Annotated in this window: 14 protein-coding genes; all 14 read left to right on the top strand. The window is 32.8% G+C overall.

Annotation, left to right across the window (positions count from 1 at the left end):
• Nucleotides 1-92 precede the first annotated feature (92 nt).
• The 14 genes from R2Q66_RS05055 to R2Q66_RS04990 all read left to right on the top strand — a co-directional run bounded on the left by R2Q66_RS05055 (nucleotide 93) and on the right by R2Q66_RS04990 (nucleotide 14,500).
• Complete coding sequence (locus R2Q66_RS05055) at nucleotides 93-1,196, top strand: lipopolysaccharide biosynthesis protein (protein WP_316746912.1); 1,104 nt, start codon at nucleotides 93-95, stop codon at nucleotides 1,194-1,196.
• A complete protein-coding gene (locus R2Q66_RS05050) occupies nucleotides 1,193-1,600 on the top strand; it encodes an FdtA/QdtA family cupin domain-containing protein (protein WP_316746911.1) in 408 nt (135 codons plus the stop codon). The genes R2Q66_RS05055 and R2Q66_RS05050 overlap by 4 nt, the downstream gene beginning before the upstream one ends.
• Nucleotides 1,593-2,012 (top strand): FdtA/QdtA family cupin domain-containing protein, encoded by a 420-nt coding sequence (locus R2Q66_RS05045; protein ID WP_316746910.1) that lies wholly within the window; start codon nucleotides 1,593-1,595, stop codon nucleotides 2,010-2,012. The genes R2Q66_RS05050 and R2Q66_RS05045 overlap by 8 nt, the downstream gene beginning before the upstream one ends.
• Nucleotides 2,002-2,550 (top strand): acyltransferase, encoded by a 549-nt coding sequence (locus tag R2Q66_RS05040; protein WP_316746909.1) that lies wholly within the window; start codon nucleotides 2,002-2,004, stop codon nucleotides 2,548-2,550. The genes R2Q66_RS05045 and R2Q66_RS05040 overlap by 11 nt, the downstream gene beginning before the upstream one ends.
• Nucleotides 2,547-3,647, top strand: a complete 1,101-nt coding sequence (locus R2Q66_RS05035; RefSeq protein ID WP_316746908.1) for a DegT/DnrJ/EryC1/StrS family aminotransferase — start codon at nucleotides 2,547-2,549, stop codon at nucleotides 3,645-3,647. Before R2Q66_RS05040 ends, R2Q66_RS05035 begins: the two co-directional genes overlap by 4 nt.
• Nucleotides 3,644-4,660, top strand: a complete 1,017-nt coding sequence (locus R2Q66_RS05030) for a glycosyltransferase family 2 protein (protein ID WP_316746907.1) — start codon at nucleotides 3,644-3,646, stop codon at nucleotides 4,658-4,660. The genes R2Q66_RS05035 and R2Q66_RS05030 overlap by 4 nt, the downstream gene beginning before the upstream one ends.
• A 4-nt stretch (nucleotides 4,661-4,664) precedes the next feature.
• A complete protein-coding gene (locus tag R2Q66_RS05025) occupies nucleotides 4,665-6,158 on the top strand; it encodes an O-antigen translocase (RefSeq protein WP_316746906.1) in 1,494 nt (497 codons plus the stop codon).
• Between the two features lie 25 nt (nucleotides 6,159-6,183).
• Nucleotides 6,184-7,689, top strand: a complete 1,506-nt coding sequence (locus R2Q66_RS05020) for a glycosyltransferase family 4 protein (protein ID WP_316746905.1) — start codon at nucleotides 6,184-6,186, stop codon at nucleotides 7,687-7,689.
• A gap of 18 nt (nucleotides 7,690-7,707) precedes the next feature.
• Nucleotides 7,708-9,021 carry an O-antigen ligase family protein gene (locus R2Q66_RS05015; protein WP_316746904.1) on the top strand — a complete coding sequence of 438 codons (1,314 nt, stop codon included), beginning with the start codon at nucleotides 7,708-7,710 and terminating at the stop codon, nucleotides 9,019-9,021.
• A gap of 7 nt (nucleotides 9,022-9,028) precedes the next feature.
• Nucleotides 9,029-9,979, top strand: a complete 951-nt coding sequence (locus R2Q66_RS05010; protein WP_316746903.1) for a glycosyltransferase — start codon at nucleotides 9,029-9,031, stop codon at nucleotides 9,977-9,979.
• A gap of 121 nt (nucleotides 9,980-10,100) precedes the next feature.
• Nucleotides 10,101-11,225 carry a glycosyltransferase gene (locus tag R2Q66_RS05005; protein WP_316746902.1) on the top strand — a complete coding sequence of 375 codons (1,125 nt, stop codon included), beginning with the start codon at nucleotides 10,101-10,103 and terminating at the stop codon, nucleotides 11,223-11,225.
• Nucleotide 11,226: 1 nt separating this feature from the next.
• Complete coding sequence (locus R2Q66_RS05000) at nucleotides 11,227-12,267, top strand: polysaccharide biosynthesis protein (protein ID WP_316746901.1); 1,041 nt, start codon at nucleotides 11,227-11,229, stop codon at nucleotides 12,265-12,267.
• Nucleotides 12,268-12,524: 257 nt separating this feature from the next.
• Nucleotides 12,525-13,646: a non-hydrolyzing UDP-N-acetylglucosamine 2-epimerase gene (wecB, locus tag R2Q66_RS04995; RefSeq protein ID WP_316746900.1), complete on the top strand. Its 1,122-nt coding sequence runs from the start codon at nucleotides 12,525-12,527 to the stop codon at nucleotides 13,644-13,646.
• Nucleotides 13,634-14,500: an SDR family oxidoreductase gene (locus R2Q66_RS04990; protein WP_316746899.1), complete on the top strand. Its 867-nt coding sequence runs from the start codon at nucleotides 13,634-13,636 to the stop codon at nucleotides 14,498-14,500. Before wecB ends, R2Q66_RS04990 begins: the two co-directional genes overlap by 13 nt.
• Nucleotides 14,501-14,513 lie beyond the last annotated feature (13 nt).

Below are 14,513 nucleotides of genomic sequence, written 5' to 3'. Positions count from 1 at the left end.
AGAACTGAAGTTTTGGAACATAAGATTAATATTTAACCAGATTATAATTTCTCTTTTAGTAGAGAATGAATGAACCTTAAAGAATTATAAAATTGAATACTGATACTAACATCAAAAATACGAGCACCTCTTCTTCTAAAGGTGGAGAAGATGAAGAGCTTACTCTTCGTGAATTAATTTTGAAGGTAAAAGAATGGTGGAAGTATTTACTCTCTAAATGGAGAATAATTGTGTTTGCAGGGATAATAGGCGGAATACTTGGTTTTGCTAATGCTTATTTTAAGAAAACAGTTTATAAAGCCGGATTGAGTTTTGCTTTAGAAGATGAGAAAAGTGGTGGTGGTTTAGGAGGGGCATTAGGCTTGGCAAGCCAGTTTGGTTTTGATGTTGGTAGCGGTGGTGGGGCATTTTCGGGCGGTAATTTACTAGAATTGATGAAATCAAGATCAATGGTAGAAAAGACACTATTAACTGCAATAAACGTCAATGATAAAGTACAAACATTAGCTGAATTATATATTTCATTTAATGGATTTCGAGATGAATGGAGCTCCAAGCCCTGGTTAAAGGATGTTCAATTTTTACCGCATTCTGATAGAACAAAATTTTCATTAAAGCAAGATAGTCTTCTTGGAGTTTTTAGTAGCGCGATCCTAAAGAATAATTTAACTGTTTCTAAAAAGGATAAAGACTTAAGTATTATACTTGTAAATGTAAAGTCTGAAAACGAGAAGTTTTCGAAGTTTTTTACTGAAATTTTGGTTAAAGAAGTGTCCGATTTTTATGTTATTACAAAGACTAAAAAGTCTGCTCAGAATGTGTTAATTCTGCAGCATCAAACAGATTCAGTAAGGAGAGCGTTAAATGGAGCGATCTCTGGTGTTGCCATATCTATGGATGCTAACCCAAATGCGAATCCTTCAAGACAGATTTTGCGGGTACCTTCCCAGCGTAAACAGGTCGATGTACAAGCAAATCAAAGTATCTTAACCGAATTGGTTAAAAATCTTGAGATATCTAAGGTTTCCTTAAGAAAGGAAACCCCATTAATTCAAATCATTGACACACCTATTCTACCATTAGAACAAGATAAACTAGGAAAACTGAAGGGGATGATTTTAGGAGGAATAGGCGCTGGATTTTTGGTTGCGCTTGTATTGTTGATAAGAAAAAATTTCAAGGAGATTTTGCAATGAAAATAGAAGATGTTGAGGTTATTGAATTACCTAAAATATTAGACGATAGGGGGAATCTTTCGTTCCTGGAGGAGCATAGCCACGTGCCTTTTAAAATACGTCGAAGTTATTGGATTTATGATGTGCCTGGTGGCGAGATACGTGGGGGGCATAGCTATAAGATAAACCGAGAGTTTATCATAGCGTTGTCAGGTAGTTTTGATGTTGTGGTCGATGATGGTTACTTGAAAAAGACATTTTCTTTAAATCGCTCGTACTATGGCTTATATATTCCTAATGGAATTTGGAGAAGCATGGAGAATTTTTCCACTAATGCTTTTGCTTTTACAGTAGCCTCTGAGGATTATACCGATACTGATTATGTAAGAGATTATAACGAATTTTTGGAGATATGTCATGATTAAAAACTCTGTATATAACTGTAATGTTATTGAACTTCCGAAAATTCATAATCGGGCAGGTAATATTACCCCAATTCATAATAATATCGAAATACCTTTTGAGATAAAGAGGGTATATTATTTATATGATGTTCCTGGGGGAGAAACAAGAGGAGGACATGCCCATTATGAATTACGTCAACTAATTGTTGCAGCCAGTGGCAGTTTTGACGTGGTTATAGAAGATGGTAAAAATAAAAAGACAGTGACATTGAATAGACCAAATTTTGGACTACTAATTACCCCTGGAATTTGGAGAGAATTGATCAATTTCTCTTCTGGTGCTGTTCTTTTAGTGCTTGCCTCTGAGACATACTCGGAAATGGATTATATAAGAGATTACCAAACTTTTTTAAATTATTCAAATGGAGAATAGAATTCATCATTTAGCCGATGTGCAATCCTCTAGAATAGGAGAAGGAACGAATATTTGGCAATTTTGTGTTGTCCTAAAAGAGGCAAGAATTGGTAATAATTGCAATATAAATTGTAATGTCTTTATAGAAAATGATGTTTTAATTGGGAACAACGTGACAATCAAACCAGGAGTACAAATTTGGGATGGTGTTACAATTGAAGATAATGTCTTTATTGGGCCAAATGTTACATTTACTAATGATCTTGTACCTCGTTCGAAGTCTGAAAGTTGGGAACTTAAAAAAATCACTGTCAAAACTGGGGCGACAATAGGAGCAAATTCAACATTATTAGCAGGTATTGTTGTAGGAGAATATGCCTTTTTAGGTGCTGGAAGTGTATTGACAAAAAATGTCCCTCCTTACACAATTTGGTATGGAAACCCAGCAAAACATACCGGTTTTATAACCAGGAAAGGCATACTTTTAAACTTAGATCTTTTAGATCCTAAGTCGGGAAAAAAATATTTTTATACAAATAATGAAATTCACGAATGATTAAATTTTTAGATTTATATGCCGTTAACCAACAATATAAGGAGGCATTGAAAGAAGCTTTCGCTAGAGTTCTTGATTCTGGCTGGTATATTATGGGGAACGAGCTAAATGAGTTTGAAGCAAATTTTGCTTCTTATTGCGGTACTAAGCATGCTATAGGAGTTGCTAATGGTCTAGATGCATTGATTCTTATTATTCGTGCATACAAAGAACTTGGTTTATTTAAAGATGGGGATGAAATATTGGTCCCTGCTAATACATATATCGCAAGTGTTTTGGCTATTTCAGCTAATAACTTAGTTCCTGTACTGGTTGAACCTAATTTGGATACCTATAATATTAACCCTAGTTTAATTGAAGGTCATATTACCTCTAAAACGGTCGCAATTTTACCGGTTCATCTTTATGGTCAATTGTGTGATATGAAAGAGATAACCAGAATTGCCAATAAATATAATTTGAAGGTTATAGAAGACTGTGCTCAGGCTCATGGGGCGATGTCTGAAAGTGGGAATAAGGCTGGTAATCTTGGCGATGCAGGTGGTTTTAGTTTCTATCCAGGTAAGAATTTAGGTGCATTAGGCGATGGAGGAGCAATAACAACGAATGACGACGAATTGGCACAGATAATAAGGGCTTTGCTTAATTATGGATCACATGTTAAATATGAGAATAAATTTAAAGGGATTAACAGTCGTCTGGATGAATTGCAAGCGGCTTTATTAGGGGTGAAACTACTAACTTTAGATCAGGAAACAGAGAAAAGAAGAGGGGTCGCAAACCGTTACATCTCCGAAATCAAAAACTCCAAATTAACTCTTCCAATTATTAATCATCAAGATGCACATGTCTGGCATTTATTCGTAATAAGAACTAATGACCGTGAAGGCCTCCAAAAATATCTTCATGATAATGGAATACATACCGTTATTCATTATCCTATCCCTCCTCACAAACAAGAGGCGTATGCTGAGTATAGTTCATTAGAGCTTCCAATTTCAGAAAAAATACATAAAGAAGTCTTGAGCTTACCTATCAGTTCAGTGATGAATGAGAATGATATAGATAAAATTATACAAATAATCAACGGGTTTTGATAACGAGTCCCAAATCTGTCGCAATTTCAGTTGTTATACCAGTATTTAATGGAGCTGGATATTTAGAACAGACATTGATGTCTCTTTTAGCTCAAGAATTTTTAGATTTTGAAGTCGTATGTGTTAATGATAGTTCAACAGATGATAGTTTATCAATATTAGAACATTTCGCTACAATTGATTCCAGGATAAAAGTCTATACTAAACCAAATGGAGGTAACGCAGCCAAAGCTATAAACTATGGACTGAAGTTTGCTTCAGGGCGCTACTTTATGTACTCTTCACAAGATGATCTTTATAGTAAAGATTTGCTAGAGAAAAGTTATAACAAGGCTTGTGAACTCAATGCTGATGCAGTTATTCCGAACTTGGTTTATTATTATGTGGATCTGGATCTGAAGAACAAAACAAATGAGATAATATCTGAAAGTCAGAACATTTTAACTGGAAAAGAAGCCTTTATACTTTCCCTTGATTGGAAAATACATGGGTTTGTACTTTGGAGCATGCAAACAGTTCGTAATTTGGGTTTCTTTGATTATGGATTGAACAGTGATGAATATACAACACGTATGCTTTTCTTTAACAGCAAGAAGGTAGTCTTTAGTAACGGTATTTTCTTTTATAGGCAAAACAATCCAAATGCTATAACTCAAAAATGGAGCATTAAATTATTGGATTATATCGATACAAATAAAAAACTGGTGGACTTTTTAAACGGTAACGGTTTTCCAAAAGTTGAAGTATTAAAAGTCTATAAATCTATCTTACATGATTTAATCCGTATACAACTCATCCTTAATAAAAACAGAAAATTATTAACTCGATCAGTTGCAATAGAAGCACAACAAAAGATAAAAGAAGTTTTTAATGCGCATAGAACTGAATTTAATTCAATAGAATGTAATGATCAGTTAAGTCTCTTTAAATTAAAGTTGCAAAGCAAAAGCTATATATCGTTCAAAAGTTACTGTAAACTGATACAGGTGCATCAGTTTCTTTTAAAGAGGTAAAAATATGGAAGAAGCAAAAACCTCCTATAGACAAATCGTAAAAACTACAACTCTATTTGGAGGGGTCCAGGTAATTCAGATATTAACCTCAATTATAAGGGGGAAGCTCGTCGCTGTTTTACTTGGGACAGCAGGTATGGGAATTAATACTTTGATTAATTCCGTCATTACAGTTATAGTGCAATTCGCAAGTTTAGGACTTAATTTTAGTGCTGTACGTGATATATCCCAAGCTAACATCAGTGGGGATAAGGATGAGCTTAATAGAACTGTTAAGGTATTTAGACATTTAATGTATTATTGTGCTATTTTGGGTGCCGTAATTATTATTGGGAGCTCATATTGGATTAGTGAGTTCACTTTTGGAAATAATAGTTATACTTGGGGGTTCGTTTGGTTATCTATAGTAGTTGTTTTAAATATTTTAAATAGCTCAAATATTACTGTTTTACAAGGAATGCAGCGCTTAAAAGATATGGCCAAAGCATCACTTATAGGTTCAGTAGCTGGGTTGATCTTTTCCGTTCCCTTTTATTATTTTTATGGCGAAAACGGTATCATTCCTGCGTTGGTAGTTGCAGCATTGATTACATTTTCGGTAAGTCAATATTTTTCTAGTAAGCTCAAATTTGATGTTTTAGCTTTAAATCGGCAGGATACTTTTAAGCAAGGATCCGAAATGGCTAAACTTGGAATTGCTATGATGCTTTCTACATTAATTGGGTCTGCAGTCACATATCTAGTGAACGCCTATATTGGGAAATATGGTTCTATTGCAGAAGTTGGACTGTATGGTGCAGGGATTAGTATCACTAATCAATATGTAAGTGTAATATTTACTGCAATGGCCGTTGATTATTTTCCAAGGCTCTCTGCAGTATGCAATGATCGTAAAAAGGTAAATGAAATAGTAAATCAACAGGCAGAAATAGTTGTATTAATAATAGCACCACTACTAATTATCATGATTCTAACTGCGCCGATTCTGATCAAAGTTCTTTTATCTAAAGAATTTTTAGTGATTACAGGATTCGTGACTTGGGTTGCTTTCGCGTTGCTATTTAAGGCGGCTTCCTTCGCCTTGGGATATATTTCCTTTGCAAAAGGAGACAAGAAAACATTCTTCCTTTTTGAAGGAATTACTGGTAGTTTACTTATTCTTATTTGTAATATTTCAGGATACAAACTCGGTGGATTAACCGGAATAGCAATATCAATTCTAATTAGCTATATTATTTACTTGATTGCCGTCAATATTTTAGCTTCGCGCTTATATGGCTTTAATCTTGAAAAAAAATTCAAATACATATTTCTAATTTCAATCCTTTTACTAGGATCTGTATTTTTAATCACAATGTTCTTTTCGAATTTATTTGGATATTTGGCAGGATCATTAGTTTTAGCGATTTCCCTGTACTATTCTTATTCAGAACTAAACAAAAGAATAGGAATAAAAGCCTTCATTTTATCAAAAATAAAAGCTAAAATATTAAGTTAGAGTTGTTCTAATTCAATCATTATTAATGAAAAAAATCAACAAAGCAGTTTTATTAAACGATTACAATAAATTTGCTGAGAAAGCGGCAGTTTTAGTGAGAAATAATGATTTAAAAAATGCATTGGTCTATATAGAAACTTGCGTAAAGATTGCGTATAATTTTAATTTTATATATACAGATGATAAATTGGAATCTTTATTGATGCAGATAAGTGAGAAGACACTATCTAAGCCTGAATTTATTCCGATTAAAGATAGATACGTCTTTTATGATTATTTTGGAAATACGAAGGTATTAACTCAACAGTATATTAGAGCGTTGATTAGTTGGGATGTTGAATTTCTTTACCTTTTACAAGACGGCACAAACTTTAGTAAGGAAATAAGAGATGAACTTGCTTCTTATCCTAAAGCTAAGGTTGTCGTGTTAACTGAGGATGATGTTTTTAACAAAATGCGGCAGGCTCAGTTAGAAATCGCTGAATTTAGACCAAGCAAAGCATTGTTACACATCGCTCCTTGGGACCTGATAGGTATTTGTGTTTGGAACAGTTTCACCAACGTTGACAGATTCCTAATAAACTTAACAGATCATGCTTTCTGGCTAGGGAAATCATGCTCTGATTTTATCTTGGAGTTTCGATCATATGGATACAACCTATCGCACGATGCCAGAAATATCCCAAAAGATAAGCTGTTATTGCAAGCCTACTATCCTATTCAGAACGATGTGCCATTTAAGGGATTTCCAATAGATCTTAAGGATAAGATTATAGGTTTCTCTGGGTCGTCTTTTTATAAAATCTATGGAAGAAACGGTAAATTTTTGGATCTCATAAAGAGTATTCTTGATAGGAATGAAAATTTCATTTTTCTTCTAGCTGGTTGGGGGATTGATGAGCCTATTCGTAAATTTATAGAAGACAATAACTTTAAAGACCGTTTTATTTTATTGGGAGAACGAAATGATATAGATCAAGTTTTTAAGCATATAGATATATTTATTAATACCTATCCTTTTATTGGAGGATTGATGACTCAATTAGCTGTAGTTAACAAGAAAGCAATTGTAAGTTACACAAGTGAAGACCTTACTTTTAATCTAATTGAAGATTTTTTATCAATAGACCGAGATAGGGCCGGCTCAATAATGGATGAATGTGCATTTCTAGATGAAGTAGATCAACTCATTAAGTCTAGTACATATAGAGATGAGAATATTGAATTATATTCAGGGAGCATTCCTTCAATTCAGGAATTTAATAATACACTTTGGGAAAATTGTAATCAACCTCATAATTCATGTACGCTAAAAATTCCGTCTATAGTTATAAATTATGATGCTATTCTAGAATTATACTTGGAAGTTGATAATGATTTTTTAAAGCTATATCAAAAGTTGAAGTTAGTCAACTTAAAGTCTTTGTATTTTAGACACTTTCCTTTTTCTGCTTTGAAGTGTGCGGCTCTAATTGTATTTAATGATTTTAAAACCGTTAAAAGGAATATAAAAGACTATATAAAAAACTAATATTAGTTAAATAGATTAATGAGTGAAATTGTAAATAATCAGACGACTAATAAGATTTCCAGAAAGCTTTTACAGTATTCTGGTGCGCTGCTATTTTTATTAATGCTGGCGGCGCCTTTTGAACTTAATGTAATTAAGATCTCTATAATTAGTTTATTAGTAACTATATCTATTATTAATATTTTAATCATAAAACGGATACAGTTAGCAAAACCAGTCTTAATTTGGTTTTTGAGTTTTATTGGATTTGGGATTTTTTTTTCAATTTGGGCGATGTTTATGCCCTATAATAGAATTGATCTGATTATTAGGTCTATGCCAGTTAATATATTGTGGCCAATATTATATTTTTTAGTAATGCCCTTTATTAATTCTGAGGAAGTTATTGAATTACTTCACAAAACTATGATTCTAGGGGCCTTATTGATTAGCCTGTATCTTGTCGGAGGTGCATTAAGCTATTTGGGCGTTTTACCTATTCCATCAAGTTTTTTTTCATTAGTCAAACCTGTGGTGGGTAAGTATGATGCTTCTATTCAGTTATTTCTTCCTTCAACGACCTCCTTATTATTTTTAATACCATTCTTAGTGTCGTATCTTTTATTGCAAATATTTAAGAAGCATCGGATAAATCCTACTTTCATTGTTTTGGCATTAGTGTTGGGTATCCCAGCAATTATTATTACTGCGAGAAGGGCGCTAATACTCAACTTATTGATAACACCAGTTCTTATTTATATTTTTCTTTATCTGGCAAGAGTCAACCTTTCAAAAACTGTTAAAGCCAAATTAATTAAGCTTTTTGTTGGCTTTATTATAATATGTTTTGTAGCAGGAATAATCCTTATCAAGTATGAGATTTTAAACTTGGATCCTCTTGTTGATTTATTCATAAATGGATTTGATTTTAGTGAAAAATCGCAAGATGAAGGATCTATAGCAAGAGCAGAACAATCTGTAGGATTAATCCAGAGTTGGAAAGACTACCCTATTCTTGGTTCCGGATTGGGTTCTGCTTCTGAATATGTAAACCGAAGCGAGGCGACTCCTTGGGTTTATGAATTAAGCTATCTCACATTGCTTTTTCAGACAGGAATAGTTGGGTTGCTATTTTACTTTGGGCTTTTATTTTGGATCTTTTACAAAGGTATAATGCTAATCAGGGAAAATTCCAAATTTATTTTTATTATACCTTCTTTGATTGGGTGCTTCTGTTTCTTATTGGGAAATGCATCGAATCCTTACATAATTGCCTTTGATCACATGTGGACGATTTTTATTCCAATTGGGTTTATCAATTTTTGTTGCTATAAGAAGAATTCTTTAACGTAATATGTATATGGAAAATAACTTAAAGGTTCACATCTTATTGAGTACCTATAATGGGTCAAAATTCATTATTGATCAGTTAGACAGCCTGTTGAGACAGACACATGAGAATTGGATATTGATCATAAGGGATGATGGATCAATTGATGAAACTGAACAACTAATTAATCATTACCAGCAGTTAGATGATCGTATTTTTCTTGAAAAAGATTGTTATGGTAATTTAAGAAGTTGCCAAAGCTTTGGTAAGCTTATGGAAAGTGTTAGATTCACAGCTAATTATGTAATGTTTTGTGACCAGGATGATATCTGGGAGCCAAATAAAATCGAAAAATCACTTGCAGCTATTAAAAGCCTGGAAGTGCAATATGGGTCAAATGTAAACCTAATGGTCTATGGGACTTATAAAATGATTGATGATGAAAACATGCCATTGTCTCTTGATGTGCCGGATTATTCTAGTGAACCGAATTTAAAACTTCTTTTAAGCCAAAATTATGTTTACGGATGTACGGTTATGATTAACAAACATCTATTACGTAATTCTTTACCTATTCCGTTAACAGCTGAAAATCATGACTATTGGATAACTTTAACGGCAATACTGAATGAGGCTCGATTTTTGTATATCGATGAGCCATTAATACTATATAGACAACATAAGCATAACGTTTCAGGATCATATGTGGATGCTTTCCTTAGTAATAGAATTAAGCGACTTTTTAGCCAGACGGAAATTAATTCTATAAAAAACAGATTGCGTATGTTTACGTCTCTTTACGAAAGGTTCAAGTTAGAGATGTCTTATGAAAATCAAAATTTATTGAAGGGATATATTGATAATGTTAATAAGGGCGGATTGAAATCTTTAATTTTTTGTGCAAAAAATAGAATAAGTAGGCGCGGTAGGATTCAAACAATACTATTTTACTTTTATCTATTAAGGTTCACTCGAAGCTAATTTATTTAATGATTAAATAATAGTGTATATAATCAATGTCATGGATGAGTTTTTTAATGAAGTTTGGCCGAATAATATCTTTATTAAGATTCAAGTCTTTTAATAACAGTTTTCAACTACTATGTCTAAAAAAAAATGCATTATAATTAATTCAACCGCCGCTTCTAGTGGAGGTGCTTTAACTATAATTAATGAATTTATTGGTGCCATAATTGATACCAGTATTTGCAATGAGTATGATTTCATTTTCTTTACCTCCGTGGATTTTAAAGTTAGCTCTTCTGCCAATATTAAGTTTATCAACTTAGGAAAGAAAAGTAATCTCCAAAGGATTCAATGGGATTATGTTGGTTTTAAGAGCTTTTTAAAAAGAAATAATTTGAAACCTGATTTAATTATTTCCTTTCAAAATACGGGGGTAAGATATCCATCTAATTGTACCCAATTGATTTATTTTCATAATACTTTTTGTTTATTACCCTATAAATGGAATCTGTTTAAAAAGTCAGAGAGGACATTGTGGTTTTACACCTGGGTGTATCCGTTATTTATTAGAGCGCTTATTAATAAAAACACAAAATTTATTGTTCAGGCTAATTGGATAAAAAAGGATTTTGCCCGTAATTTCTCTGTTGAACCTGAAAAAATCACAGTAATTCCACCGACAGTAAAATCTTTAGAATTAGGTAACAATCATTTAATTGATGATGGTCAGTATCGTTTATTTTTTCCAGCGACCTCATTTGTTTACAAGAACCATGGACTACTTTTTAAAATGTTGTCTAGTTTAAAAAATAACCATTTTAAAATCTATGAAAAGATACTTTTAGTATTCACCCTTTCAGAAGATAATATTATAGATTTGGGATTACTTTCAGAATATAAGAAGGTGAGTGAAAGAGTTCTTCTTCTTGGATACATAAATAAAGAACAAATGGTTGAACAATATATAAATGCTGATATTGTGGTATTTCCTAGCCTAATAGAGACTTTTGGATTGCCATTGATTGAGGCTGCATCTTTAAATAAAAGAATCATTTGTGCTAATGAAAAATATGCTTATGAAACATTAGCAAATTACGGGAATGTTGACTTTATTAACAGTCATAGCCCAGATCTATGGGCTGAAAAATGTGCGGAAATTTTACCTTATGGGCCTGTGAGAGATCAGCGTTCAGATGAAGATTCAGGTAAGAAAGACTCTTGGGGTCAAATTATTGATGAAATAACTAAGATAATTAACTAATATGTTTAAAAATAAAACGTTATTGATTACAGGGGGTACTGGCTCTTTTGGCAATGCAGTATTGCATCGCTTTCTAAATACTGATCATTTTAAGGAAATTCGTATTTTTTCCCGTGATGAGAAGAAACAACATGATATGCGTGTTTCTTTGAATCATCCAAAATTGAAATTTTACATTGGAGATGTAAGAGATTTTACGAGCATTAAACAAGCTCTTCAAGGCGTAGATTATGTGTTTCATGCTGCAGCCTTGAAACAAGTACCTTCTTGTGAGTTTTTTCCTTTAGAAGCAACTAAAACGAATGTGTTAGGGACTCATAATTTAATTGAAGCTGCAGTTGCCAACAATGTAAAAAAGGTTATTTGTCTGAGTACAGATAAAGCGGCTTATCCAATTAATGCCATGGGGATTTCTAAAGCTCTAATGGAGAAAGTTGCGATTGCAGCATCACGTAATATTCCCGACAATAGCACCACTATTTGCCTTACTCGTTATGGAAATGTGATGGCATCTAGAGGTTCCGTTATTCCTTTATTTTTACAGCAAATTAAGAATGCTGAAGATATTACTATTACAGATCCAAACATGACAAGGTTCTTAATGTCCCTAGAAGAGGCTGTGGATTTAGTTCTGTTTGCATTTGAACATGGTAATCAAGGTGATTTATTCGTAAATAAAGCCCCAGCGGGCACTATTGGAGATCTTGCCCAAGCTCTTAAGGAGCTTTGTAAGACAGATAGTAAAATAAAAATAATTGGGACGAGGCATGGTGAAAAATTATATGAAACGCTTTGCACAAGAGAAGAAATGCTTAAAGCAGAAGATATGGGGGATTTCTATAGGATTCCTGCCGATAACCGCGATTTAAATTATAATCAATATTTTTCTGAAGGAGAACGTGATATTTCTAAGATTGAGGATTATCATTCGCATAATACTAAACAAGAGGATGTTGAAGGGATGAAGATATTACTCTCTAAGTTGCCTCTTATTCGTAAAGAGGTCTTTGGGGAAATGGATGTAATTCAGTATCCTGGATAGTTTATCGTTAGATTGTAAGAAAGTGTGGTGATTATTTATCATAACAAACAGTTTAAAATGATTTGGGTGTCTAAATACAGCCTGAGTATCAAAAGCGACGAAGCTAAAATTAATTATCTGGAAGATTTAAGTGCGTGTATTTAAGGGATACTTCGCAAATGAATAGTGCTTAGAAAGAGAATGAATAATAATTATATGTTGGCTACAATTAAAATTATAAATCCAACTGTGATTACATAAAATAATTATTAATAGTAATGACAAAAAAATTAAAGGTAGCCACGATTGTTGGTACCAGACCTGAGATCATCAGGCTCGCAGAATGTATAAAAAAGTGTGATTTATTTTTTGATCATATTCTGATTCATACTGGACAGAACTATGATTATGAATTAAATGAAGTTTTTTTTGAAGATCTTGAATTAAGAAAACCTGATTATTTTTTGAGTGTGGCGGGGGCTCATTTAGGTGAAACGATTGGAAATGTAATTGCAAAGTCCTTTGAAGTTTTACAAAAAGAAATGCCTGACGCTTTGCTTGTTTTAGGGGATACTAATAGTGTTCTTTGTACGATTGCCGCAAAAAGGTTAAAGATTCCAATATTTCATATGGAAGCTGGTAACCGGTGCTTTGACCAGAATGTTCCAGAAGAGATTAATAGAAAAATCTCTGATCATATTAGTGATATCAATTTAACCTACACAGAACATAGTCGTCGTTATTTATTAAGTGAAGGCTTCAGGAAAGACCATGTTTTTGTAACAGGTTCTCCACTTCGAGAAGTGTTGACAAAATATACCGCACAGATAGATGGTTCAGATGTATTGAGAAATTTGAATTTAAAGTCTCAAGGATACTTGGTTGTTAGTGCACATCGTGAAGAAAATATTGATTTGAGTAATAATTTCAATATTTTGTCTGAAAGCTTGAATGCTGTTGCTGAAAAATATCAGTTGCCAATAATTTTCTCTACCCATCCTAGAACAAAAAAGAGAATTATTGAATCTAAAATACAATTTCACCCTCTAATTAAGAACATCCAGCCATTGGGCTTTTTTGATTATGTGAAATTACAGAAAAATGCATTTATTGTTTTGTCAGATAGTGGCACAATAAGCGAAGAATCTGCAATGATGCAGTTTCCAGCAATAAGTATTAGGACCAGTACTGAACGTCCGGAAGCAATTGATGCAGGATCAATCATTTTAGGAGGAATAAGTACAGATCAAATGATCCAGTCTATTGATTTAGCTAAGGGTACCCAATCTAATGTTATAGAGCTGCCGTGGGAGTATAATGTGGAAAATACCTCAGATAGGGTTTTGAAAATAATTCAAAGCTATACTTCAATTGTTAATAGGACGACATGGAACAGGTAAAAAAAATAGTGCTTGTGGGTTCTAAAGGTATGGCGGGTCATATACTTTATACTTATTTTAGAGAAAACACTGGTTTTGAAATTGTCGATTTGGCTAGGGATGCTAAATTCCATACGCCAAAGTATCAATTGGATGTTACTGATTTTAGTAATTTGAGTGAGATTTTACAAGTTGAAAAACCTGCTTTTGTTATTAACTGTATAGGATTACTAAATAAGAATGCGGAAGATAATCCTGATAAAGCGATTTTATTAAATAGTTATTTACCACACTTTTTAGCTAAAAAAGGTGACGAAATGGGGTTTAAGCTTATTCATATAAGTACCGACTGCGTATTTAGTGGTAAAAAGGGAAATTATAGAGAAAATAGCGAAAAGGATGGGACTGGTTTTTATGCAAAATCAAAAGCTTTGGGAGAAGTTGATTATCATAACCATTTGACTTTAAGAACCTCAATTATTGGACCTGAATTAAATGATGGTGGAATTGGGTTATTTCATTGGTTCATGAATCAGAAAGGGATTATTAAGGGATATACAAAGGCTTTTTGGACTGGAGTAACAACAATTGAATTGTCAATGGCTATTAAAGCTGCTATAGATCAGAATATAAGCGGTATACACCATTTGGTTAACGGTGAGAAAATTAACAAACATGACTTATTAATTTTATTTAAGGAAATTTTTAAGAAAGATGATGTTGAGATTGACATTGATGACAAATACGAAATTGATAAATCTTTAATTAAGACAAATTTTGATTTTGATTATGTAGTTCCAACTTATGAAGTTATGATTAAGGAAATGAAAGAATGGGTGGATAGTCATCAGGATTTATATCCTTATAATCTGTAGAAAAAGTTAAATA

This window comes from Pedobacter gandavensis, from assembly GCF_032677645.1.
GTDB classification, from domain to species: domain Bacteria; phylum Bacteroidota; class Bacteroidia; order Sphingobacteriales; family Sphingobacteriaceae; genus Pedobacter; species Pedobacter gandavensis_A.
This window is presented reverse-complemented; position numbering and strand designations above follow the sequence as displayed.

Excerpts from the sequence above, each read along its gene's own strand:
- R2Q66_RS05050 (WP_316746911.1), top strand. The coding sequence starts at position 1,193 with ATGAAAATAGAAGATGTTGAGGTTATTGAATTACCTAAAATATTAGAC.
- R2Q66_RS05015 (WP_316746904.1), top strand. The coding sequence starts at position 7,708 with ATGAGTGAAATTGTAAATAATCAGACGACTAATAAGATTTCCAGAAAG.
- wecB (WP_316746900.1), top strand. The coding sequence starts at position 12,525 with ATGACAAAAAAATTAAAGGTAGCCACGATTGTTGGTACCAGACCTGAG.
- R2Q66_RS05010 (WP_316746903.1), top strand. The coding sequence starts at position 9,029 with ATGGAAAATAACTTAAAGGTTCACATCTTATTGAGTACCTATAATGGG.
- R2Q66_RS05025 (WP_316746906.1), top strand. The coding sequence starts at position 4,665 with ATGGAAGAAGCAAAAACCTCCTATAGACAAATCGTAAAAACTACAACT.
- R2Q66_RS05005 (WP_316746902.1), top strand. The coding sequence starts at position 10,101 with ATGTCTAAAAAAAAATGCATTATAATTAATTCAACCGCCGCTTCTAGT.
- R2Q66_RS05040 (WP_316746909.1), top strand. The coding sequence starts at position 2,002 with ATGGAGAATAGAATTCATCATTTAGCCGATGTGCAATCCTCTAGAATA.
- R2Q66_RS05000 (WP_316746901.1), top strand. The coding sequence starts at position 11,227 with ATGTTTAAAAATAAAACGTTATTGATTACAGGGGGTACTGGCTCTTTT.
- R2Q66_RS05020 (WP_316746905.1), top strand. The coding sequence starts at position 6,184 with ATGAAAAAAATCAACAAAGCAGTTTTATTAAACGATTACAATAAATTT.
- R2Q66_RS04990 (WP_316746899.1), top strand. The coding sequence starts at position 13,634 with ATGGAACAGGTAAAAAAAATAGTGCTTGTGGGTTCTAAAGGTATGGCG.
- R2Q66_RS05045 (WP_316746910.1), top strand. The coding sequence starts at position 1,593 with ATGATTAAAAACTCTGTATATAACTGTAATGTTATTGAACTTCCGAAA.
- R2Q66_RS05035 (WP_316746908.1), top strand. The coding sequence starts at position 2,547 with ATGATTAAATTTTTAGATTTATATGCCGTTAACCAACAATATAAGGAG.